Genomic DNA, 23,207 nt, shown 5'->3' on the forward strand with positions numbered 1-23,207 from the left:
TAAATAAGTTATTTACTAGAATAATTGTCTATTGCTTGAATAGAAAGTTCAAACGATTTTATTCTTCTTTCTAAAAGCGTTCTTTGAGGACTCCCAAGCTTTGACTTAACGTAAATCTTTTCAATTGATGGAAGCAAACCAATCAGAACATTACGAGCTTCTGCTAAATCTTCCTGAGTATAATGATGAGTTTCTTGCTTCCAAACACTTTCTAACATAGCTAAGCCGATACTAGCTGCTTTGAGTCTTTTTTTCACTAAAGTAGTATTTGATCCTTTTTGAGTCATCTGTGATAAGGCATTTTCAAGTTTACTAATTGTTGACTGTAAAGATTTTATTGATTCTACTTTATCTATATTTGATACGTTTTTCATGTTAATGTTATCCCTTCTACGTTGCTAACTTGTTTTGTTTAATGTTCAATGAAATCCTTAAAAGCTTGATTTCACTCGAAATATTTTAACATAAATAACTAACTGTATTCGAGTTGGACAATAACTTAAAGCAAAACAGCTATTCCTCTCTCCTCCCCTGTATCATTCTATTATATGTACTTCTTTCTTCTCATTAGAATTCCTATATAAACTAATTGTTAATATTGAATGTTTTATGAACAAAAAACGTACAAGTAATGTAACCTGTACGTTTTCGCTTTTATTCAGTAAGGTAATAAAGTAATAGCTTCCTGGTCTTCTCATAACTTATGAAATCTCTATACAAAATGGGATAATTCACAATTTCTGTTTCTAGAAAACGATATTGCGGAAACCACTCAAAAAACGATTTTCTTAACCACTTTATTTGTTGAAACGTAATGTTCTGTTCGTTTCCATTTAGTACAGAATTTAAAGTAGCTGCTGTATGCATCCAATGATGATTAAAATCAGCGTTTATACAATTATCTTCGGTAAATCTACTTTCTAAGTTTCGCTGCAATTTTGCTGTAGCGCGATAAGGAAACGGTTTGTACAGCGGACTAGGCATTTTCTGCAATTCATTAAAAATAACCCTTTTTCCTAACTTCAACTTTCTCCTCCTTTATTTCTCTATCCAATTTAATAAGTTTTCATAATGATATTGAGCATCTATATAGCCAAGGTTATATAAATTAACAAGTTTCTCTTTATTTCTTTCTATTCCGCTTATTGGAAGCTGTACGCTAGGCTGAATGACATAAAAGTTGTCTTTTTGTTCTATTTGATTCATATAAGATATCGTCTCATTATAAAAACGATAATGTTCTACTAAAGATTCTGCGATATTCGGATATTTTCTATATAAAATTTTAGCCAGTCTAGAAAATTTATTCCGCTGCTTTTCGTATCCTTCTGGTTTTGTCATGATAACTACATTCTTTTCATAACCATCAGTTTGAGCTTTTAGAACTGGAATAGGATCTATAATTCCTCCATCTAACAACTTACGATTATCGTATTCTACAGCAGGTGCTATAAACGGAACTGAGCTAGATGCACGGATGATTTTTAAAATATCATTTCCATGTTCTATTTTATTATAATAAACAGCTCGTCCTGATTCGCAATCAGTCGTCCCTATAACAAATTGTTCATTACAGTTTAAGAAAGTTTGAAAATCAAACGGGACAATTTTATTAGGTACTTCATCAAATAAAAAGTCCATCCCAAATAATTCACGTTTTCGAATTAAATTTCGATAAGATATATACCTGTAATCTGATACTAGTTCTGTATTTACTTTCTTATTTCTCCCTTTTTGACGTGACAAATAGGTTGCCCCCATACAGGCTCCAGCTGATACGCCGACTACATACGGAAAGAATAAGTTCTTTTCCATGAAATATTCGAGTACACCTGCAGTATATAAACCTTTCATTCCTCCGCCCTCTAATACTAAACCGATATTCTTCATGTTATATCCCTCTGCTTCTTTTTTCTTAATTTCATATTAGCACAAGATTTTAAGATGAGGTTATATAAACTAATTACAACAATAACCAGAAACTACTAAAGTAATGTCATAATATCTTTGTGAGTAACATGTTACAATATAAGTAATTCATTCCACATATATTAAAGGAGGAATTTAATATGGGTTTATTTAGCGGTATTTTAGGAAATGCATCAAATACGAGTTCTGAAAGTGTAGAACGTGATTTAGAGAAGATTATGCTAGACGATGAAAAAGTAGAGCATGCTTATAAATTAATTCGTGATCTAATCGTATTTACAAATCGTCGACTTATTTTAGTAGATAAACAAGGAGTAACCGGCAAAAAAACAGAATACCATTCTATTCCTTATAAAAGTATTACACAATATAGCATCGAAACGGCTGGGCATTTTGATTTAGATGCAGAACTTAAAATTTGGGTGTCTAGTATGGAGGATCCAATTACGAAAGAATTTAAAGGTGACGATAGTATTTTAAGCATTCAAAAAGCGTTAGTGACATATACGACAAAGTAGTGGTTTCTTGTATTTTTATTCATTTCAGAAATTACTAACCCGAGTATTTTGGAAGAAAATACATCATTTTTGTATATTTAATCTAAAATAACATAAAAAGGTAAAGCGTGTTTTATATGCTTTACCTTTCTTTTTTGTAATAAATAAGTGTAGTTTTATCATTTAATTTCTTTATAACTTCTGTTCTTTTATACTCCATCTTTTCATACAAAAAACAATTTTTCTCTTCTTCTAAAATAGTAGCAAGTTCCCAGCTCGTTGCTTCAGGAAACATTTCCTCAATTAATGTAATCACCTTTTGAGCAATTCCTTTTCCTTGATAACCCGGATGAATAAACATTGGACTGATCCAAAATTTAGAGGGTGTTTCTTTTTGTGAAATGCATATCGCTCCAACAAGATTCATATCCACTATTATTTTATAGAAGCCACCGTTTACTTGATTTATTCTACAAATAGTTTTTTCGATAGTTTCATTTGCTGGATTTGTTTCATAGTCTTTATATTTATGTAATAAAGGGCTAAATGAGTCTATTTGCATTTGAAATATAACTTCTACATCAGTTTCTGTCGCCTTCTCTAATATAATATCCATGTTACCAATTTAGACGCTTTCTTAAAGAAGTAATATGAGCGGTATGATGACGACCATGCCATGCGTATAGTCCTATTGCAACAGCAAGTTTTGTTTCACCAGTTTCAGGATGGTTAAATGTCTTTTCTAAATCTTCAATTTCTAGAGAATATAAAAGGTTAACCCATCTTTTATGTAATGAATCTAGCATTACTAGTGAAACATCTACCGGTAATTTTGAATCGGGTAACTCTGCCCACTTCTCTTCTTTATACGGCTTAATAGTTGGATTCTTTTCTGTCAGTGCTAATTTAAAGCGTATGTAGCTATTCATATGGCTATCAACGACGTGATGAACTACTTGGCGTACAGTCCAACCTCCAACGCGATATGGTGTATCTAACTGCTTCTGATCTAAATCTTTAATTGCCTTTGTTAGTTCATGAGGTAAATCTTCAATTTCTTGAATCCATGTATCAATCATTTCTTCCGTTATAGGACGTTTGTATGTAAATTGGCCAATTGGATAACGCAAATCATTCATGAATAAGTCCTCCTTATTATAAGCGCGAAGTATTTCTCCAAATATAATGTACAAACTTCACATGTTCTCCATTTAATTCTACAGATGTTGTATCTGATTCGTTTTGATAAGAAGAAAATCCGCTTTTTTCTAGTACAATTTGTGATGCGAGATTATTAGTCGTTGTTTTAGCATAAATGTCAGTAATTTCATTATTTTTCGCTACATCTAAAATTAATTTTACGGCTGCTGTTGCAACTCCTTTTTTAGTAAATTTTTCTCCGATCCGATACCCTAGTGAACTAATTCGAGTTTCCGTATCTATATCTACTAAATTGATTCGCCCTACAATTTCTTTTTCTTCATTACGAATTAAATAAAAATAAGAATCTCCATCCGCTTGTTCTATTAATAAATCGTCTAGTAGTTTTTGGAAATATTCAAATTCAAAATATTTCGAGCCACGATTTGGTACCATTGTTTCAAAAAAAGATTTATTCGTAAGTTCAAACGTAAATAAATCCTTAACATCTTGTTTCTTTAGTTGCTCTATGTATATTTCCATCTCGTATTCTCCTTCTTGATTTACTAACTGTTATACATTCTTTTTTAATCAATTATATTCCTGCTATTTCTTTCGATTAAGCAATACAGATAGTAGCACTTTCGGATGAAAAAGATGAAATGGACTACGAATTAAATTCATCACTCGTACTAATCGAATATAAACATCAGAATTACTTGCGGATAGTCGATATATTTGTTTCGTATACCATAGCTGAAATTTTTGTTTTGTAGTTAATTCTCTCTTTAGCTGCGGGTGACGTGATATTTCTGTCGTTGTCATATCCCAAGGGGTTTCTATTATATTAGCTGTCTTTTTATAAAATTGTTGTGTAAATGTTTTATCAAGCTGTTTTCTGCCTTGCAGAAGTAATTGCAACTGGTGAGCCTCCATAGCAGCAACTGATACGCCTTGGCCGAAAACGGGATCAAAACGACATTGCGCATCTCCAACAACTAATAAGCCTTCTGGTACATTATTCACTAAATCAAATCGCCGGCGTACTTGATAAGGAATTTTGTATGTCTTTATATCAGTAATTCCCTCAGCCTTGTTTAGGAAGTCTGTAACATTAGAAATTGATAGGTTTTCAGCAAAATCATAAAACTCATCATCTGTTTGTGGTGCTTTCTCATTTGCGTATCCACTGAAAGTAACAAAATAACGATTATCTTCTATCGTTTGAATAAGAACGCCATAAGGGTTATCAGGGAAACTCGGAGACATTAGCATATTACAACAGTCTAACTCCTCATTTTCTTTAAGTTTGAACATTTTCGTTGCGTAAAATAAATCAATACGAACTTTCTCTTCTTTTACTTCAATTTCGTATTCTCGTAGCCATTCTATACTTTTTGAGCCAAATCCACTCGCATCAACTACAAGATCTGCATGAACTTCTTCTTGTGTGTCTGTCTCTAAATATTTAACTTTTACTCCACACACTTTGTTAAGCTTTGCATCTACCAATAACCCTTTAACCAATGTTTCATATTTAATAGTAATATTTGAAATTTGATGTATTCGTTTTTGAATATGCCATTCTAGCAAAGGACGACTTTGTTGAATCATATGTACTTCCCCTATGAACGGTTGTTTCCATAGACCGAATTGATGCCATTTCAAATCACGCGTAAAGTTGTTTATAATACTACCCGCTTCTATTAATTCGTTCGTAATATTAGGAAACAATTCTTCAATTGCGTTTTCTCCACCTTTTAATAACACGTGAGGATGATTACTTTGTGGAACTCTTTTTCTCGAAGACTTTCCATCCCATCTTTCACCAGCTTCTATAATGATTACTTCTTTAAAAGAAGTTGATAATGCTTTTGCTGCAAACTTTCCTGCCACACTTCCACCAATAACGATAGCCGTATTAAACATATTTTCCCCCTTAATAAAAAGAGATCCTGCCTTGTATGAATGAAACAGGATCTTAAACTAATTAACTTCTTTATCATTATACTTAAAATACATCAGTAAATTGCAACATTAAAATTAAAATACCTAATCCCCATACGTAATACGCGAATACTTTTAAGGATTGACGTTTTAAATATTGAATCATCCATGAAACGGCTATGTATCCAAAAAACGCTGCTGATAACGTTCCGACAATTAAAGATGTACTAGAAATAGATTCTGCTTTCCCTTGAAAAACGTCTACAAATTGCAAAATAATGGCTCCGACAATGGCTGGCGTTGATAATAAAAAAGAAAAGTAAGCAGCAGTTTCACGGTCTAACTGCCTCCATAATGCAGCGACGATTGTCATACCAGAACGAGAAATCGCTGGGAAAATAGCAGCCGCTTGAAATGAACCGATAATTAATGCGTCTTTATATGTGATGTCATCCATTTTTTTACGACCATTCTTTTGTTTATCTGCCATGTAGAGAAAGAATCCGGTCACTAAAAACTCCCAACCGATCGTGATTCCTGTTTTTGAAATATCTTCAAAGAAGTCTTTAAACAATAAACCAATAACAACTGCAGGTATCGTCCCAACAATAAGTAATAACATGAGCTTTGAAAATGGGTTTTTAATTAAATATATAAATTCTTTTTTGTAATAAATAAACACTGCAAGTAAAGTCCCAATATGCAACATCGTATCTAAAAATAAGCCTGCTTTATCTAATTGAAATAAATGCCTTCCTAAATAAAGATGTCCGGTACTACTGATTGGTAAAAATTCTGTTAAACCTTGAATTATACCTAATATGAAAGCTTCTAACCAATTCATGATGGTCTCCTTTCTCTTTTGCTTGTACCAATATATGAGGGTTAAATTTTCGATATGAAAAAAACTATATTTCTCTATGAATTTACTTTTAATTTATGGATATATATGTAAAGAGAATTAAGGAGGGTTATTATGTGGAAGCACACAAAATTTGGTAATGTATTACTTTGGGTAGGCCCTATCCTTGTATTTTTAGGACTATGTATGACAAATGTTATTTCAGATATTCCTTTCTTTGAGGGAAAACATAAAACGATTGGTATTGTACTTATATTTATAGGGATATTCTGTTTTATTGTGGCTAATCATTTGAAAAAAGGAGAAAGATATGAAGAATAAATCTAAATAAAAAACAATCCTGGCATATTAGCTAGGATTGTTTTTTATTAATGTTCATTATTTGTAGAATACTTTATCAACGTTATATTTCGCTTTATATTCATTAATGATATATGTTTCGTAAATTTCTCTTTCTGTTGGATCTTCTACGATACATGCATCAATGCGGTATACTTCATCACGGTGATTTTTAATTGGTGAAACATTATCTTCAAAATGCTTCTTAATACGTTGTCTAATTTTACGAGCTTTACCTACGAAAAGTAGTTCGTCATTAATATTGTAAAACATAAAAATGCCGCCTTTATCTCTAGGGAACAAGTGAAAATCGATAAATCCATTAATTGGAGTAATGATTGGCTCGTCTCCTTTAATAACTTGTTTACGTTCAGTAATTGTAACATCAACTTCAGGGATACTAATTTTAATCAAGTTCATTCACGTCCTCTTTTATTATAAAGATAAATAATAGCATACATAAGTAAGAAAAGCTATGTTCAGAGGCATATTTCATTTTATAATTCAAATATTATAGGTGTATCATGTAAATTGTTCTTCCAAATCATATGATCACTGGATTCGCCCCAGTAATCTTTCAATACATAGCTAGGTTTTCCAAACTTTTTCGTCCATATACTTTGCGCATTTTTATATCCACTATCTAAACAATATTCTGTTATCCCTCTGCTAAGTAATGTAAGAAACATTGTATGTAGTAATAAACTCCCTATTCCCTTTCTTTGATACTCCGGAAGTATGAATACAGTTCCTATTTCATACAAATTTTTAAGTACACCACCTGTACAACTATTAATCAATGTACTTGCTGGACCAATTTCGATTGTTCCAATGATTTTATCGTTACTTGTATCAATTGCTAATAAAAAGTAACGACTTTCTCCGTTACTATCAAAATCACTTTTCAAATACTGCTTTTTTGAGTTAATTTCATTTTCTATGTCATCCAATAATTGTGACAATCCTTCATTTTTGTATGTATTCGTAATAACTATCCGGAAAAATAAATATAGTTCATCTACATCATTCAAATTTGGTCTTCTAACTGCAACGTTAGTCATGAATGCATTCTCCAATCTTCATTATGCCATTGTCAATACAACACTTTACATAATCTATTCATCATTATTCTGCAAAAACCTGCATAAATCCAGCAGTATAGAAAGCTCAGTATAAATATTGATAAAATAATTTTTATGTCCATAGTTGTATGAACAGTAGGACCAAGTACCGGAAAACGGAAAACATCGAGAACGATCATAATCCCTATAAGTAGACAAGTCGCTGAAAAGGAAACAATCCAAATTCTCCTCTTGAATTTTAAAAAGGCTAGTCCTAAGGCTAGTCCTAATAAGCCTGTAGTAAAAGGAAAGACAATTAGTTCACTTGGCTCAATAATAAATAATAGAAAAATAGTAAGAATATAAGAAAGTATTCCCTCACGAATAGAATAGAGAATAGCAAAAAAAATCGGCAATGTCGAAAATGGACTAATGAGCAAACCTATACCAGGAATTAAGTTCCCCGCTGCTTGAAACATGGTGGCCAATGCACTCATCAAAGCTGTAAGTACTAACTTATTCGCAAGGGACAAGTTTCTTTTATGAACAAAGCTTATATCATGCTCTATCATCAGTTGATACCAATAACGTACAAAACGATTCATTAAAATACCCCCTAAAGATACCTCATTCATTACTTTCTATATTATTCGTACACATATGGTTTATGAGTTACTTTCTCCAAGTTAATAGATGCTAATACATTGAAGATTTTTAGGGGGACAAGTTAAGTCTTGCGTTTTGGAAACAGAATAAATTCCTTATGTTTTTAGACTGAGCATTTGTATCGTATCAAGGAATAATTTCAAAAATGGTACCTTTGTTAAAATCAGTTACTTTCATAGAACCGTAAACTCCTAAATATAACCTAGTTTGAGCCGAATTTGTTCCTAAACTCATATAATAAGCTGCTTGCGTACCAAAATCATAATTGGTTTCAATAGCATGAAAGTCAGCATGTTTACCGTCTGTACCGGCTCTAGTATAAGCTAAAACACCCTTAACTGGCGGTCGAGAATCTTCTTTCTTAGCAAGGTCGGTAAAAACAACGCTACCCGTTAAATTTGAAATTGCATTTCCCATATATGGCTGAACTCCTGTAAGTGAAGTTCCTCCAAACTTATCGGTTCTAAAATCTTTATGAAAATAACTAAGTAGAGGCAGAATACGCTTCACTGAAGTTTGTATTGTTTCATCATAATAAACTATTGTTCTCTCATCCAAAGTCTGATTTTCGGAACAATGTCGTATAAAAGAAGTAGGTAAATCCCCTTCCCATCCTCGCCACCCAAAATTGATAAAACCATCTTGATTGGGAGTTAACCTCATAAAATGCATTTGAACAAGTTCTGTAACTGGTATAGGTTTATATTGAACAAATGAAAAAATAGACTCTACAATATCCTGTCCGACATTTCCGGTGTATTTGATATATTGATTATAAAACCTTTGAAATGAAATGCCGGTTATATTACGTACTCCTTTTGCAATTACTGTAAGTGTTTCTTGTATAGATAAAGGAAGGTCATTAAAGCGTGTAACTACAGGAGGGTTATTTATAAATGTATTTTTATTTACATCGATTTCAATTATTTTTCCTGCTATTTCTAAATCATCTTGGCTTAAATTAAATGGATCATAACCTGATCCGCCATCTCCATTTGTAAAAACAAGTTTTCCAGTCTCAGGTGAAAAGTTTAAACTATTGACTCCGTTATGATTAAAAAATGGTCTTCTTACATTCAGTAATGTTCGTCGCTTTTGAGCTTGGCCGTTAGATTGTAAAGTCCATTCTTCCACTGTATCAATGTGATCATATTGCGTATTTCTATTAACCCACTTTAAATTTAACGTTTTAGGGTCACAAGGATTCGGTTTAAATTGTTCAGAAAGTGCACCTGGACCTTGAGTTCCGGCTACTGAATAATGAAGATAAAATAAACCGTTTTGATAAAATTGTGGATGAAATGCAAGTCCTAGTAATCCTCGTTCATCATAGCCGCTACTAGAAACACCTTCTTCAGATGTACCTAATTTAATAATTAGGTGACGCATATCTAAAAATTTCTTTATAACTCCGTCCCCTATGTAAAAAATCTCTCCTAATTGAGTTGCGATAAATAGTCTTTCGGTCGATTCACCTGGAAGTATCGTTGTTTTCAATACGGTTGGTAAATTTACGTTATGAACAATGGGTCGTAAATTAACTTTAACTTTTGTCAATTAACTGTACACCCCTTTTTCTTCTTTTTTATAGAAGAATATGATTAGAGTAGTTCTGTTAGTATTAAATAAGTCGCATTCCTTTTTATTACAATTTTGTATATAATATAAGTATCAATATACTGGGGGGACTAATTATGACACTCTTATTACAAATCATCGTACCACTTATATGTGCAATATACTTATTTACCCTCTATCATAACGGAACGTATGGATCAGCTTCATTTATTTTAGCAGTCATGATAGGAATTTTCGGTTTAGAGAATATTTTTCAATATGCTAGTCTAACAGATCATACTATTTATCCATATTGGGGAAGTTTGAAGGCTGTTGTTATCATTTTATCAGTCGTATTTCTCTTTAAAAAAGGTGGTTTAACAGGAAAATATTGATTTGTAATGCGGTCCATATTTTCTTGTTAAATCGCTTTTATTTTACAAAATAAGAAATATTTATGTAAAAACAAGAAGGGATGTGTTACATATGTCTATAAATATTATTTCAATAGTCTCTATCATAATATGGATTGTGTTAATTACAGAACTTATAAAACCTTCAAAAGAACAGAATGGACGAAAAATAGTAACTTTAGTAACTGCTGGTTCCGCATCAACACTAATTTTGACGGTTTCATTTATTCAAAATATCCCGTTTTGGAATTGATAGTGATATAACAACCAAAAATATGTATAAATAAAAAGATTAGGATTCACTCCTAATCTTTTTATTTTGGGGTAGAACCACACATCCATCAACTTAAGAATAAACGCCACCAAAACAAAAAAAGCCCCAAAGTTTTCTTGAAAATAAGTTGGGGCTTTTGAACCAGAAAAGTACATTTTCAACTATGAAAACTACGATAAATTTTTCCTTTTTTCCTACTTGCTAAATTCAGCAAGTAAAATATTTTTAAAAGGATTAGGACTGCCAGTTCTACCCAAACTATTCCAATTGACGACCAACGTATGATTGCCTCCAAGTGTACCTCCAACTAGAGTTGTAAACCCTAGAATACCACCTGAGTGTCCCCATATCGAGACACCGCTTGGCAGCTTAGTTTCATAGATTCCAAGACCATATCCATCGATTCCTTCTTTTCCTGTAGGAACTGTAGTAAGCATTTGTTTTAGTTGCTGTTCCTTCAGTAATTTGCCACCGAGCAAGTAAGAGAAGAATTTGTTTAAGTCGTCAGCAGTAGAAATCATATCTCCAGCAGAGCTACCTGCACTTGGGTTATAATAAGTAACGTCTTTTAGCTCACTTGCTCCGTCTGGTTGGACATATCCACGGGCATGGTTAGTGCCTGGAATAACACTTGAGTTGCCTGGTAGGAATGTATTCGACAATTCAAGTGGTTCAATAATTCGATTTTCAACCTCTTCCGCATAGCTGTTTCCAGTTACTTTTTCAATAAGAATGCCCAGTAATACGTATCCTGTGTTTGAATAAGACCAGCCCTTTCCTGGAGCAAAGTCTGGAGGCAGAGAAACCCCCATCTTCACTAACTCTTCAGCCGTATACGATTTTTTTGTATCCGTAAAATCAGCGTCTTTTGACCTTGAGTATTCAGCGATACCACTTGTATGGTTCAATATGTGCCGGATAGTAATCTTGTTACCATCATATCCATTTCCTTGAATGACACCAGGCAACCAGTCTTCGATGTAGTCGTTTAGCTTCAGGCGATTCTCTCCAGCTAATTGAAGTACAACTGTTGCGGTGAACGTCTTCGTCACACTCCCAATGCGAAAGCGAAAATCTGTTTTCATTGGTTTCTTGGTTCTCAGATCCGCTATTCCAGCGGCATACCCCCACGTTTTTCCACCCTCAGAAGTTTTAGCAAGTATCCCCGGGTATCCAAGTTGCAATGTATCCCGCATTGCTTGCTTGACGGAAGTATGATCTCGTTGCGTATTTGTTTGTAACGAACTAGATACATTTTGAGTGGGCTCTGCTTTTATAATTGAGGTTGGTGTTGTATATAACAGGGAACTTCCAACTATTAAAAGGGCCAAACTTGCACATGTAATTTGACTACGTATTTTCATAAGGCATTCCTCTCCTCTATTCATATTGTATAAGTGTTTGCTTGCTGTTCCTTACTTCCTAACAAGACTTAGGGAAAGGCCCTCACGCATATAGATTAAAGCCCCAGTACAAAGGTATCTATCAATACCAACAATTTGAGCCATTTAAATCTCCATCCCTTCTATAACAAAATTATTCAAAGGTATGAAAGCATATTATGTACCCTTAGTTATTGTTAGGATTAACACAACATGAGACATAACCCTAACCCATATTTTACTTTATTTATCCATAATATGTATTGAGAAAGAATGTAAATTCGAATCCTTTCCGTAACCCAACTATTGATTGTTTTTTCACCTATTATAATTAGTTATTTTGAATTCCATAATAAAAAAACTGTAAAAAAATAACGATTCCCTTAACGTACAGGAAGCGGTTGAAAAATATGTCTATACGCACAATTTTCTTGTTTTGATATGGTGAACCCATCGCCATCAAGTTATCTAAATAAAACACCCTCTAAAAATTAAGAATATTCAAAAATGAAAATAGACATTTATTCACTTCGTTTGTTATAATTCAAACAAAATAAAAAATCGTTTACATTTTACGATATCAAATTTACTGGAGGGGATAAAGATGAAAAAAGCACTTTACATCAATATAGGTGGAGAAGGACACTTAAATCCAACATTAGGATTAGTACATGATTTAGTACAACGTGGAGACAACATTGTCTATTATTCATCAAATGATTTTGAAGAAAAAATCAAAAAAGCAGGTGCACAATTCCGTCCCATCAATCAAGAGGCACAAAGAGAGCTTTCGGAAACTATAAATCTTATGACTTCCCATCCTCAAGAGTACTTATTACACTTCCTTCATGCTATGGAAAGAATTACTGATGCCATTTTTGAAGAAACCTCCAAAGAAACATACGATTACATCCTCTATGATGCACAGTCTTTACCTGGAAAATGGGTTGCATATTTCTATGGGAACCATAATTAATAATCAGCCTGAATTCTATCAAAAATGTTTCGTCGGTTTAAAAGATCTCAATGCGAAAGTAGTACTTAGTATAGGCAAACAATTAATAGTGGAGCAGCTAGGAGATATACCTGATAATTTTATTGTTGGTAACTATCTTCCACAATTAGATATACTGCGTCAAGCGGATGTATTTATTAGTCATTGTGGAATGAATAGCACAAGTGAATCACTTTATTTTGAAGTACCTCTAGTTATGCTCCCATTTATAAATGATCAGCATACGATTGCTGAGCGAGTATACGAACTTGGCGCAGGATTTATGTTAAATATCCAGCAATTATCGGCCGAGGATTTAAAACATGCCGTTAATGAAGTGTTGCAGCATTCGATTTACAAAGAGAATGCCAAAAAAATTAGTCAATCATTCCGTGAGGCAGGTGGTTATATCAAAGCTGTTGATGAGATTGTTACATTTACTCGTTAATTCTGCTATGTATGCCACTCAAGGCCTATTAACTTAAGAATTTTATAACACCCTACAACAAGAATATAGAAGATAGAAGAAATGCTGGCAGTATCCCATACTCATCAAGATAAGAAATTAAATACCCCATTACTATCAATTCTTAAATTGATAGTAATGGGGTAGCACCATATACCCAGCAAGCTAAGGTCTTGAAGTAGCCCCTAAACAAAAATTTAAATTTTTCTACAGTAATTTATGTGAATTCAACTCGTTTTTGGGAACATATGTGGTCCTTTTATAATTTGAATTTCTTTTTAAGCTTCTTATATTTTCTGTACGAACGTCTAACAATGTTTAACATAAAATACGGTATTTTAACGGGGAAAGGCAATTTATAAATGAAAGGAAAATAAAAGGTGAAATATGCCTTTTCTAGGTCTCTCCACTTACTATCTTCTTTTGTTTTTAAGAAATCAGATACATCGACCACATATCCCCTTCCTTTTTCCATCATCACATTTTTCCCGTGAACATCACAAGGAGTTAACCCTTGTTCCCTCGCATACTCCAAAGCCTCATTGATATCAAGTATTACCTGCTTAGGAATTTTAATCCCCTTATGAATAGCATCGTATAAAGTAATTTCTTTTAAACGTTTCAATACTATGAAATTTTCTCCTTTATATATAAGCTTTGAATAAGAAGGATGATTTCCAATTCTTCGGTATGCTTCTGACTCTTTTTCAATTCCTTCTCCTTCTCGCACGTAAACTTTCACTACCCAATCTTTGTATTCTCTGTGCATGAATACTGCGGCATAATTACCTGTCCCTAAACACTTCCAAAGTCTAGGAATATCTTTAACTACTACAGGCTCGAATTCATCCTCACTTCGTATGCTTACCTCTTTTAATAATTCGTCCTTTATTAATCCCACAAAACTATTTATACTCATCATTCCCACTCCGGTTTTGCTAAAAGGGGCCCACCCACATTTTAACGAAAATATACACTAAGCGAATTTTAGCATAAAACGAGTCATCTTTCTTCTTAAAATAAAAAGATGACTCGTTCTATTTGAACTGTTGAATACTTAATATTTATTCCGCTATTCATAGCCAAAAACTGTACAACATAAAAATATTTCTAACTATTTTCATTTTTTCACAGGCAACTGTATAGGGCTTTTCTTAGTGCAAGTTCTCTTAGTTCATTACCCATGCCAAATCTATATTACTCTATTTTATAATCTAAAACACTGTTTAGAAGTGTAGCAAGATTTTTTTAATTGTTCAAATTCTTGTTCCACTAATATCTTTGTTAGCTAAAACTTTTATTGTTTTAATAGCCTTTTGTTTAATTCCCACAATGCTGTTTTGTTGCTATCCCATTTCAAAAACGTTACTGCTTCCTCGAAGCATAACCATTTATAATTGAAGTGTTCTTTAGATAATGATATGTTTTTTGTAGGGACTTTAACTCCAAAAGAAAATTCTTTTATTACATAAACCTCTTCTCCCCAAAGGAATCCTCCAACTACATCCTCTACTGGTAGTGAAGACACAGAATCTAATTGTATATATGGACATTCTCTTGTAATACCAGCCTCTTCAAACGCTTCCCGTTTTGCTGATTCAATAGGAATCTCACCGTCTTCTCCGCCACCAGCTATTCCTTGCCAATAACCATAATCACTTCGGTTAAAAATACCATATTGAATAGAATCGTCAGTTTTTATATAAGGAAATATCAATACTTGATATGGTGCTCTCATTACTTAACCTCCTCTCGAAAATAAGTTTTAAATCAATATGAATAAAGAGCCGACATCACAATTCTACATTATTAATGCAGGTTTATAATGTCGGCCCTCTATTTTTAAAGAATTTTATTTTTCATAAACAGGCATACTCTTAACAGAGGAAAAACTGTTTATTCCTTGTCAAATTTGTTTAGCATGGTTTTCCTAAATGTTAGCAGTACCCCATATTATTCAATTGCTCCAGCAACGTCATAATCATTTAAATCTAATTCAATCGGTTGTCCGAGCGCTAGTTTAGCAAGTTCCGCTCCTAAGTATGGACCAGCTGTTAAACCCGAAGCTCCTAATCCATTCGCAACGAGAATTCCTTCAAAGTTAGGTAGCGGTCCGATAACAGGTAAGAATCCTGGTGTGAATGGTCTGAATCCAACTCTCGTTTCAAGCATTGTAGCATTTTCTAAGCCAGGTGCAACTGCTAATGCTTTATGGAATACTTCATGTAGACCACCTGCTGTTACACGATGATCGAAACCCGTATCATTCTCATGTGTTGCACCAATTACGACATGACCATTGTCGAACGTTAAAATATATTGATCGTTTGGCGGCATAACAACTGGCATATTTTCTGTTGCTGTATTTTCAATTTGCAGATGAACAATTTGTCCTTTTTGGAATGTAACTAAGAAATTAATTCCTAATGGGTTCAAGATTTCATTCGCCCATGCACCTGCAGTTACAAGAACCTTTTCTGCTAAAATTGTTTCATCGTTTACTATAACTCCAGTAATATGATTTCCTTCACGGACTAATATGGCATCGCCTTTTATAAAAGTTGCACCATGTTTTTTCGCAGCACTTATTAATGCATTGCGTAATAATCTTCCATTTACTCGTGCAGCACCACTAATATGAACAGAACTATATTCGTCTGATAATGCTGGGAATAATTTTTTTGTTTCTTCAGCTGATAAGCGAGTGATTTCACCAATCTCTGGGGCATCTTCACGTCGTTTATAAGCTCGCTCTTCCATTTGATCTAACTTTTTTTCGTCAGTATGTAAACTAATTGCACCTACACGATTATATCCTGTGTCAGTTTCACCGTCTTCTTCTAATTGCTGAATTAACGAAGAATAGTAACGTGCACCGCCTTTAACGATTTTATACCATGCTTTATTACGACGCTGTGATAGCCATGGACATACAATACCTGCTCCTGCATCAGTTGCTTGCCCTAATTGTTGGCGATCCACGATAGTAACATTCGCACCTGCCTTAGCAAGATGATAAGCAGTAGACGCTCCTAAAATTCCAGATCCAACTACAATATACGATTTCATTTCAAACACCTTTTCTCTTTTGCTAATTATATAAATATAAGAACATTCCTTAGTATAATAGAAGGAATGCTTTTTTCAATGTACTCATCACAATTAATTGTTGCAGCATTGTGACTTTCTTAGTCATTATTTTTTCTTCTTACGGAATAATTCAATTGTTTTATAGCCTTGTGAAAGGATTTTTATCATTTTCTCTAGACGTTTTTCACGTGTTTTTTCTTGTTTCACAGAAAAAAGATTACGTGCCCAATCTTTTTGGTATCCAGGCGTTAAACTTTGATAAAACTTAAGTTCATTCGGATGATTAGCTAATAATGCTTCAACATCTTTAATTCGATCTGCATAATCGGCAACACATTGACTCATAGCAGATGTTTTCATTGTTTTTTTCTTTTCACGTTTTAAACCTACAACAGTAAAGACTTCATCCATACTTACCATTCGTGCAAATTTAATATTGCTTTCTCCCACATAACCATCTTCTCCAACGTTTAATGCCGGAAACATCTCATCACGGTGAATAAACGTACTATAACGAGCATTACCTTTTTTCGGATATGCGAAGAACACGTAACCTTTTTCAATTAGTAATTCTTCATTACTAATAATAAAATTCGTTTGTTTCACCATTTCATCAAGCGTTTCTACAAATATAAAGATAGCATCGTGTTCTTTTGAGAATACAGTTTCTTTACCTGTAAAAATGTCATAATTACTTGGTTCGTTAATTACGACCATATTTGTATACTTATTAAGTTTCAATTTATCAATAACTGACATAATAATCTTCCTTTACATTCAAAATTCATTGTACATACTTTTTCGTACTGTTCTAGTGTATTATATGTATTAAGAAAATCAAACTTTAAATCATATTATTCTGCTGCAAAAGAACCAGTTTTTCATACATATGAAGAAACTGAGGAAACATTAACTATACCGCAGTTTCCGAAACATATTAGACGAAAACCATTTACACCAAAAAATAATAAAGATAGCCGCCTCTGATTAAGTACCGGCTATCTTTATTATTCATAACTTAATAGCAAATAAAGTATATAAAAGCTCTCTATATTGCTCTTCTGTAACCTCACGCTTAGTTTTTGCTCCATAAATAATTTCAGTTACACTATTATTCGTTAAAGAGACATGCCCAGAGTCCGTCAATTTCACTGCAATTGGTCCCTTATTAAAAATAGATTTCTCATCTTCTATTACTCTTCTTTGAACATCGTTTACTACTATCTCATCAATAATATGTTTATAAAAGGCATGACAAACTTTCCATTCTCCTTCAGCATCTATTCTTTCTAAAACATAATTTCCTTTACTCGTATCTTTTCGTCTCACCCGGTACGAACCATTCTTTGAAGAAACAGACTCATCAGTAAAAGGTACAGGAACAAGAGGTACTAATGAAGCTATACCTACATCAATTAAATACTGTAGATTATCATAAGTTAAAATAATTGTTATATGGCCATCCTCAAGTGCCCATGCATTTATATCATTTTTATAAACCGTACCTAATGCCAGTTGTACATCATAGCCACAGTCTTTTAAGAAATAGTAAAAAAGGGTGTTTAATTCGTAGCAAAGTCCACCACGGGAACTAGTTAAAATTTTCTCTCGTAAGTTTTCCAGAGAGATTTGATTCGTATTTCGTGCTATAACGTCTAAATTCTCAAATGGTATAGTATGTGCAAATGAAAAGAGTATAGTAGGTAATTCTTCAAACGTTACTTCATTACGTTTTTTAAGATTTAATCTTGCGAAAAGCTGATCTTGTAAACTTGTCATATTTAGCACCCCTTAAAATTTTATAAGTATAAATAATATATGCTGATTGTAAGTTTTAAGGGGTACTGTAACAACGTACATTTTATGTAACTGTACCGGTACAAAAAGTCTAACCGACAAGATCACTAAAGATAAGAAGCTACAAATACAAATTTAATAGTTTGTCTATAGGTAAATTATTACAATCGCTTAAATCAACAAAATACTGAAGTTGCCACATTTGGCTCTTTTTAGCTTGATTGCTGACAGGCTTATCCCATATAGGATAAATCCTCATAGCCATCTTGCCTTTTTGATTTTGTGTTCTCAAGATTTTTTCCTTAAGAAGAATCTCTTTAGGCAAAATGAATTGTCCTAGTTTATGATCATCTATACAAGTAATAACTAATAAATCAGGAGCAGCGTCATAAGAAAATGCTTGATTTTGCATGTTGTCATCTTTCTCCCAAAAAGAAACAAATTGACCAATTTTATTAGGAGTAACTTTTGATTTTCTAAAACGAATGGTTTTGTTATTTAAGCGGAATAAACATCCTGCATATTCTGCGTTTTGCTTTTCTTCTTTTAGATTCGTAATCATTAAATTGTTAGGTTGGTAAACTATATTATTTAAATTTCGGATCGTATCATTAAAATTGTTCAAAAAAACTCCCCCTTTATTCATCTCTTAGTTTACCACAAACATCAGTTCTTCTATATCGTATATAATCATGAACTAAGTGAAATGGGGGAATTTAGCAGGATATAATTTTTACTTTAATGTACTTAGTTTTTCAATTGCTTGTTGCTCAGTTGCTAAGTAAAAAATGTCATTCCCTTTATTACATTCATAAATAAAGTCTTTTAAGCTTTTACTAGTGTAAATAGAGAAATCCCCAATGATAGCAATCTTTACCTTGTAGTTTATAAACTTTTGAAGGATATCACCCGCAAGACGTGTTTTTAAATCAAAGAAGCTTTCACTTATTAATGACTTGTGGATAATAATATGCTTCGCATCTACCTCGTATTGAACTGTTGCCATAGTATCTAATGCAGACTGAACATCCGATATTAATACCTTATCGTTTCTAATGACCGCAATATTGATTCCATCGATTACTACTTTCTTTATGTCCATAGTCCCACCCCTTTATAATGTGCACCGTATGAGTAAAATTGTTTTACAAAACTTCGTATTAATCATAGATTAAATTAGCCGCAGCTATTAAAATCGCCTCTATTCTTTATTACTAATACGGTCAATGAAATTAATGATAGTTTCTCTTTTTTATATTTTTGAATATATATATGAAATTGCTTTTACTTGTTATAAAAATATTGTGGAGTAACATAACTTAACAAACTATCCAAAGTGTTAATCTCGGCATATGGTTGTATTTTGGTAGTATTCTTGATTTTTTGAGGGTTAAACCACACACCTTTTATATTTATATTTTGAGGACCAGCAATATCCTTTTCTAAGTCATCCCCAACAAATAAAGTATTTTCCGGCTGTAAATTTAGCTTATTTAACGCTAGTTCGAATATACGTTTATCAGGTTTACTAAATCCCACTTCTTCAGAAATAATGATTGTTTCAAAATACCTATTTAAATTCGTGTTAAATATTTTAGCTTTTTGCCTCTGAGTTGAGCCATTTGTTATAATTCCAACTTTAAAGTGCTTCTTTATTTGATTTAAGAAATGAATAGTATTTTGGTCTATTGAAAAACATCTAGGGAAATTATTATTCCAAAAATCTTGGATATAATTGCGTGGCAATCTATACTTCGGCGTGAATTCATCAAACAATGATTCTAAAACTGTCGTTTTATTACTTATGCCATATTCTCTTTTATCGTATTCTTTGAATTTCTGTAACATGTTGCTTTTAGCCGCACCATCTACATTTTCATAACACTTTTCTAAAACAATTAAAAATAATGCCGCTACTGCCTTATCCCTATCAAGTAAGGTATCATCTAAATCAAACAGCATACCTTTATAACACTTCAAATCATTTCACAACCTTTCTAACATTATATAAATCTCTCCAAGTTTGTACCTTTAAACTTTTGGTTTAGCCAGAACATTGTTATGTAGTGATTAACGATTAAATAGAAACTAGATGAGAGAAATCCAAAGTTCTTGGCACACACTCTAGTATTACTGTAGCTTCTTCTATATTAAAATCCCTTTCCCTCTTTTGGTAAAGAAGCACAAGTATATTTTCACAAACTTTAAGAAATTACATACAATTCACATTATTATACATTAGTTTTTCGTAAATATTATTCATACATCAATTCATACGATAAGTTTTTTAATCAATTATTTCTCCATAAAAAAGTAATATAGCTAATAATACTTTTTGGTAGTAAACGTCCTATGAAGTTTACTACTGTATCTCCACATAAACTCCAGATAGTACGGCTATAATGACTACCAGAGGTGATATTATGAAAAACTATCATATTCTCGTGGTAGAGGACGATCAAGAAATTCAGGAATTAATTAAACAATTTTTAATGACACAGCATTATACAGTGGTAGTCGCTTCAGATGGACTAGAGGGTATGACACAATTTAATAAGCAATCCTTTGATTTAATTCTCCTAGATGTCATGATGCCCAATCTTAATGGGTTTGAAGTTTCTAAAATGATTCGAAGTCAGTCAAACGTACCAATTATTATGCTAACTGCGTTGGAAGAAGAGGAAGATCAAATGAAAGGATTCGATCTTGGGATCGATGATTATATAACAAAACCCTTTTCATTTCATGTTTTGATTAGACGAGTCGAAGCTGTACTTAGAAGAAGTTATGATAAAAATGTAAATAATCATTTGATATTTAAAGAAGTTCGTATCGATGTGGATGCATATAGAGTCTATGTAAATGATGTTGAAATTATATTAACGACAAAAGAGTTTGAAATTCTACAACTACTATTTCAAAATGAGAGAAAAGTACTTACAAGAGAAAATATCGTAGAGAAGGTTTGGGGGTACGATTATTTTGGAGAAACACGAATAATTGATACACATATTAAAAACCTACGCAAAAAATTAGCTATCCCTTATATTAAAACAATAAAGGGTATTGGTTATAAAATTGATGAATAGTATTGTGAAACTCATGAAGATGAAGCAAATTACTTATAAACTCTTTATGACTACATCTCTCATTTTGTTATCCTTTGCAGTATTGATTTATTTAACTTTATACTTCTTTCTCCCTACGTTTTATGAGCAATATAAAACAGATCAACTTCAAACAGGGATAAACGAAATCATTGATAAGTCTAAAAATCTTACGTTTCAAGATGCGATACCACTTTTTGATGAATACGCAAAAAAAAATAATGCGATGCTTTACCTTCAAAATAAAGAAGGAGTAATTATTTACTCTCCTTCATTTTCTTTTATTCAAAGTGGTACGCAAAAAACAGTAGTTACTAAAGCAACACGATTCGAGAATGCAAGTACCCTTAGCAATTCATATAACGTTACGAAACCAATTCAATTCCAAGATGGTAGTTTAACACTTATAGTCTTTGCTACATTTCAACCGATTGATGAAGCTTCACAGGTTTTAGTACGATTTCTCCCCTATATTAGTATCATTGTGCTCATTATTGGTATAGGAAGTGCTTATTTTTATTCCAGGTTTATTACAAAGCCACTTATTTATATTAATGAAGGTGCACAAAAGATGGCAAATTTAGATTTCTCCGAAAAAATTGAGGTTCGCTCTACAGATGAGTTAGGAGAATTGTCTAATAGTTTGAATGACATGTCTATTAACTTACAACAAGCTATGTTTGATTTAAAAAAAGCAAATGAACAATTAAAAAATGATATTGAAAAAGAAAGAGAAATAGAAACAAAACGCAGAGAGTTTTTTGCGATTGTAGCACATGAATTAAAGTCCCCTCTTACTGTAATGAAAGGATACTTAGAAGGGATGATATACAATATTGGCCCTTATCAAAATCGTGATCAATATTTAAAGAAAAATCATCAAATTATTGAAAGTATGGAACAATTAGTTCGTGAAATTTTAAGCGTATCGAAATTAGAACAACACACCTTCAAACTAAAAGTAGAGGAAGTTAATCCTTCAAAGTTAATAGGTACAATCACAAAAGATCTCGAATTTTTTGCTTCTCAAAAAAGTATCGAAATAATAAAAGAATTTGATTCTGACCTTTCTATTTATACAGATTGTGCTCTTTTAGAAAAAGCATGCAAAAATATTATCCACAATGCGGTTATGTATTCACCACATAATGAAAAAGTCTATATAAAGTTAAGAGAGAATTCTAAACAAGATCAAATCGAAATGAAAATTATAAATACAGGTATCAATATTAAAGATGAAGATATTCAACAAATTTTCAAACCATTTTATCGAATTGAAAAATCAAGGAATCGAAATACTGGAGGAAGTGGTTTGGGGCTATATATTGTTAAACAAATTCTTGAAACGTTAGATATAAAGTATTCAATAAAAAATATGGAACATAGTGTGCAATTTTGCATGAGTATTCCGCTATCTAAACATAAAAACAAATAAACTCTCCTTTAAATAGGGCGAGTTTATTTGTTTTTGTAGTAAGTATAAACTTATTAACAGGCTTTTCGTTTAATGACGTATGCTACTTTTTAAATGGCGATTGTCATAAGTAGTGACAAACTGTATTCAACTTAAATGTTTACCTATAACAGCAAAAAAAAGCGAAATTACGCTTAGCAGCAAATTAGATTCTCTTATTTGAGATACATTTCATCTATGAAACTGAAAAGGAGGATGAAAAATGTTTATTC

General features: G+C 32.5%; 29 protein-coding genes and 1 pseudogene. 9 read left to right on the forward strand and 21 right to left on the reverse strand.

Annotation, left to right across the window (positions count from 1 at the left end; all coding sequences use genetic code 11):
* Window positions 1-8 precede the first annotated feature (8 nt).
* From NZ044_RS13280 to NZ044_RS13290, 3 genes are all read right to left on the reverse strand, one after another.
* Window positions 9-374: a hypothetical protein gene (locus tag NZ044_RS13280; protein ID WP_000800304.1), complete on the reverse strand. Its 366-nt coding sequence runs from the start codon at window positions 372-374 to the stop codon at window positions 9-11.
* 280 nt (window positions 375-654) lie between these two features.
* Window positions 655-1,026 carry a YxiJ-like family protein gene (locus tag NZ044_RS13285; RefSeq protein ID WP_000765972.1) on the reverse strand — a complete coding sequence of 124 codons (372 nt, stop codon included), beginning with the start codon at window positions 1,024-1,026 and terminating at the stop codon, window positions 655-657.
* Window positions 1,027-1,038: 12 nt separating this feature from the next.
* Window positions 1,039-1,890 carry a patatin-like phospholipase family protein gene (locus NZ044_RS13290; RefSeq protein WP_000789282.1) on the reverse strand — a complete coding sequence of 284 codons (852 nt, stop codon included), beginning with the start codon at window positions 1,888-1,890 and terminating at the stop codon, window positions 1,039-1,041.
* Window positions 1,891-2,069: 179 nt separating this feature from the next.
* On the opposite strand from NZ044_RS13290, the gene NZ044_RS13295 reads away from it, so the two are divergent.
* Window positions 2,070-2,447 carry a PH domain-containing protein gene (locus tag NZ044_RS13295; protein WP_000522474.1) on the forward strand — a complete coding sequence of 126 codons (378 nt, stop codon included), beginning with the start codon at window positions 2,070-2,072 and terminating at the stop codon, window positions 2,445-2,447.
* Between the two features lie 121 nt (window positions 2,448-2,568).
* Here the strand turns inward: NZ044_RS13295 and NZ044_RS13300 are convergent, their stop codons facing one another.
* The 5 genes from NZ044_RS13300 to NZ044_RS13320 all read right to left on the reverse strand — a co-directional run bounded on the left by NZ044_RS13300 (window position 2,569) and on the right by NZ044_RS13320 (window position 6,357).
* The gene (locus tag NZ044_RS13300) at window positions 2,569-3,042 is read right to left on the reverse strand and encodes a GNAT family N-acetyltransferase (RefSeq protein ID WP_000351398.1); all 474 of its coding nucleotides are present in this window, start codon (window positions 3,040-3,042) and stop codon (window positions 2,569-2,571) included.
* Between the two features lies 1 nt (window position 3,043).
* Window positions 3,044-3,565 (reverse strand): YfiT family bacillithiol transferase, encoded by a 522-nt coding sequence (locus NZ044_RS13305; protein WP_000999062.1) that lies wholly within the window; start codon window positions 3,563-3,565, stop codon window positions 3,044-3,046.
* A gap of 16 nt (window positions 3,566-3,581) precedes the next feature.
* On the reverse strand, window positions 3,582-4,109 hold the full coding sequence (locus tag NZ044_RS13310) for a GNAT family N-acetyltransferase (protein ID WP_098506128.1): 528 nt from the start codon (window positions 4,107-4,109) through the stop codon (window positions 3,582-3,584).
* Between the two features lie 63 nt (window positions 4,110-4,172).
* A complete protein-coding gene (locus NZ044_RS13315; RefSeq protein ID WP_000483453.1) occupies window positions 4,173-5,495 on the reverse strand; it encodes an FAD-dependent oxidoreductase in 1,323 nt (440 codons plus the stop codon).
* An 82-nt stretch (window positions 5,496-5,577) separates the two neighbouring features.
* Window positions 5,578-6,357, reverse strand: a complete 780-nt coding sequence (locus NZ044_RS13320; protein ID WP_001104289.1) for an undecaprenyl-diphosphate phosphatase — start codon at window positions 6,355-6,357, stop codon at window positions 5,578-5,580.
* A 132-nt stretch (window positions 6,358-6,489) separates the two neighbouring features.
* On the opposite strand from NZ044_RS13320, the gene NZ044_RS13325 reads away from it, so the two are divergent.
* On the forward strand, window positions 6,490-6,696 hold the full coding sequence (locus NZ044_RS13325; RefSeq protein ID WP_098506131.1) for a hypothetical protein: 207 nt from the start codon (window positions 6,490-6,492) through the stop codon (window positions 6,694-6,696).
* Between the two features lie 57 nt (window positions 6,697-6,753).
* Here the strand turns inward: NZ044_RS13325 and NZ044_RS13330 are convergent, their stop codons facing one another.
* From NZ044_RS13330 to NZ044_RS13345, 4 genes are all read right to left on the reverse strand, one after another.
* Window positions 6,754-7,134 carry a nucleotide excision repair endonuclease gene (locus tag NZ044_RS13330; protein ID WP_001048947.1) on the reverse strand — a complete coding sequence of 127 codons (381 nt, stop codon included), beginning with the start codon at window positions 7,132-7,134 and terminating at the stop codon, window positions 6,754-6,756.
* A gap of 77 nt (window positions 7,135-7,211) precedes the next feature.
* On the reverse strand, window positions 7,212-7,775 hold the full coding sequence (locus NZ044_RS13335) for a GNAT family N-acetyltransferase (protein WP_000185962.1): 564 nt from the start codon (window positions 7,773-7,775) through the stop codon (window positions 7,212-7,214).
* A gap of 32 nt (window positions 7,776-7,807) precedes the next feature.
* Window positions 7,808-8,380, reverse strand: a complete 573-nt coding sequence (locus NZ044_RS13340; protein ID WP_001079230.1) for a hypothetical protein — start codon at window positions 8,378-8,380, stop codon at window positions 7,808-7,810.
* A 187-nt stretch (window positions 8,381-8,567) separates the two neighbouring features.
* Window positions 8,568-9,998, reverse strand: coding sequence for a PQQ-dependent sugar dehydrogenase (locus tag NZ044_RS13345; RefSeq protein ID WP_000169959.1), 1,431 nt, complete (start codon window positions 9,996-9,998; stop codon window positions 8,568-8,570).
* A gap of 137 nt (window positions 9,999-10,135) precedes the next feature.
* On the opposite strand from NZ044_RS13345, the gene NZ044_RS13350 reads away from it, so the two are divergent.
* Window positions 10,136-10,393, forward strand: coding sequence for a hypothetical protein (locus tag NZ044_RS13350; protein ID WP_098506133.1), 258 nt, complete (start codon window positions 10,136-10,138; stop codon window positions 10,391-10,393).
* A 91-nt stretch (window positions 10,394-10,484) separates the two neighbouring features.
* Complete coding sequence (locus NZ044_RS13355; RefSeq protein WP_000026325.1) at window positions 10,485-10,664, forward strand: hypothetical protein; 180 nt, start codon at window positions 10,485-10,487, stop codon at window positions 10,662-10,664.
* Window positions 10,665-10,879: 215 nt separating this feature from the next.
* On the opposite strand, the gene NZ044_RS13360 is transcribed toward NZ044_RS13355, so the two are convergent.
* Window positions 10,880-12,049 (reverse strand): serine hydrolase domain-containing protein, encoded by a 1,170-nt coding sequence (locus tag NZ044_RS13360; protein WP_000702513.1) that lies wholly within the window; start codon window positions 12,047-12,049, stop codon window positions 10,880-10,882.
* Between the two features lie 622 nt (window positions 12,050-12,671).
* Between NZ044_RS13360 and NZ044_RS13365 the strand changes: the two genes are divergently transcribed.
* Together NZ044_RS13365 and NZ044_RS13370 are read left to right on the forward strand one after the other, a co-directional pair.
* Window positions 12,672-13,043, forward strand: a complete 372-nt coding sequence (locus tag NZ044_RS13365; RefSeq protein ID WP_229145181.1) for a glycosyl transferase — start codon at window positions 12,672-12,674, stop codon at window positions 13,041-13,043.
* Window positions 13,027-13,509, forward strand: coding sequence for a nucleotide disphospho-sugar-binding domain-containing protein (locus NZ044_RS13370; RefSeq protein ID WP_229145180.1), 483 nt, complete (start codon window positions 13,027-13,029; stop codon window positions 13,507-13,509). The genes NZ044_RS13365 and NZ044_RS13370 overlap by 17 nt, the downstream gene beginning before the upstream one ends.
* A gap of 277 nt (window positions 13,510-13,786) precedes the next feature.
* On the opposite strand, the gene NZ044_RS13375 is transcribed toward NZ044_RS13370, so the two are convergent.
* From NZ044_RS13375 to NZ044_RS13390, 4 genes are all read right to left on the reverse strand, one after another.
* Complete coding sequence (locus NZ044_RS13375) at window positions 13,787-14,446, reverse strand: serine/threonine protein kinase (protein WP_000026523.1); 660 nt, start codon at window positions 14,444-14,446, stop codon at window positions 13,787-13,789.
* A gap of 378 nt (window positions 14,447-14,824) precedes the next feature.
* Entirely contained in the window at window positions 14,825-15,265 is a 441-nt protein-coding gene (locus NZ044_RS13380; RefSeq protein WP_001202616.1) for an NUDIX hydrolase, read from the reverse strand.
* 215 nt (window positions 15,266-15,480) lie between these two features.
* Window positions 15,481-16,596, reverse strand: a complete 1,116-nt coding sequence (locus NZ044_RS13385; RefSeq protein WP_002082676.1) for an NAD(P)/FAD-dependent oxidoreductase — start codon at window positions 16,594-16,596, stop codon at window positions 15,481-15,483.
* Between the two features lie 126 nt (window positions 16,597-16,722).
* The gene (locus NZ044_RS13390) at window positions 16,723-17,376 is read right to left on the reverse strand and encodes a YdeI/OmpD-associated family protein (protein ID WP_118961930.1); all 654 of its coding nucleotides are present in this window, start codon (window positions 17,374-17,376) and stop codon (window positions 16,723-16,725) included.
* Between the two features lie 27 nt (window positions 17,377-17,403).
* On the opposite strand from NZ044_RS13390, the pseudogene NZ044_RS30860 reads away from it, so the two are divergent.
* Window positions 17,404-17,608, forward strand: a pseudogene (locus NZ044_RS30860) (hypothetical protein).
* Window positions 17,609-17,628: 20 nt separating this feature from the next.
* Here the strand turns inward: NZ044_RS30860 and NZ044_RS13395 are convergent.
* The 4 genes from NZ044_RS13395 to NZ044_RS13410 all read right to left on the reverse strand — a co-directional run bounded on the left by NZ044_RS13395 (window position 17,629) and on the right by NZ044_RS13410 (window position 20,376).
* A complete protein-coding gene (locus NZ044_RS13395) occupies window positions 17,629-18,396 on the reverse strand; it encodes an arylamine N-acetyltransferase family protein (RefSeq protein WP_000202741.1) in 768 nt (255 codons plus the stop codon).
* Between the two features lie 139 nt (window positions 18,397-18,535).
* Entirely contained in the window at window positions 18,536-19,039 is a 504-nt protein-coding gene (locus NZ044_RS13400; protein WP_118961929.1) for a MepB family protein, read from the reverse strand.
* Window positions 19,040-19,147: 108 nt separating this feature from the next.
* Window positions 19,148-19,516: a DUF4180 domain-containing protein gene (locus tag NZ044_RS13405; RefSeq protein ID WP_000351862.1), complete on the reverse strand. Its 369-nt coding sequence runs from the start codon at window positions 19,514-19,516 to the stop codon at window positions 19,148-19,150.
* Between the two features lie 182 nt (window positions 19,517-19,698).
* Window positions 19,699-20,376 carry an HAD family hydrolase gene (locus NZ044_RS13410; RefSeq protein ID WP_000895696.1) on the reverse strand — a complete coding sequence of 226 codons (678 nt, stop codon included), beginning with the start codon at window positions 20,374-20,376 and terminating at the stop codon, window positions 19,699-19,701.
* Window positions 20,377-20,837: 461 nt separating this feature from the next.
* Here NZ044_RS13410 and NZ044_RS13415 point away from each other — a divergent pair, with 461 nt between their 5' ends.
* Both NZ044_RS13415 and NZ044_RS13420 read left to right on the forward strand, forming a co-directional pair.
* The gene (locus tag NZ044_RS13415) at window positions 20,838-21,503 is read left to right on the forward strand and encodes a response regulator transcription factor (RefSeq protein ID WP_000800727.1); all 666 of its coding nucleotides are present in this window, start codon (window positions 20,838-20,840) and stop codon (window positions 21,501-21,503) included.
* Window positions 21,496-22,956, forward strand: coding sequence for a sensor histidine kinase (locus tag NZ044_RS13420; protein ID WP_001084893.1), 1,461 nt, complete (start codon window positions 21,496-21,498; stop codon window positions 22,954-22,956). The genes NZ044_RS13415 and NZ044_RS13420 overlap by 8 nt, the downstream gene beginning before the upstream one ends.
* Window positions 22,957-23,207 lie beyond the last annotated feature (251 nt).

This window comes from Bacillus sp. FSL K6-1338 (assembly GCF_038006965.1).
Classification (GTDB): domain Bacteria; phylum Bacillota; class Bacilli; order Bacillales; family Bacillaceae_G; genus Bacillus_A; species Bacillus_A thuringiensis_S.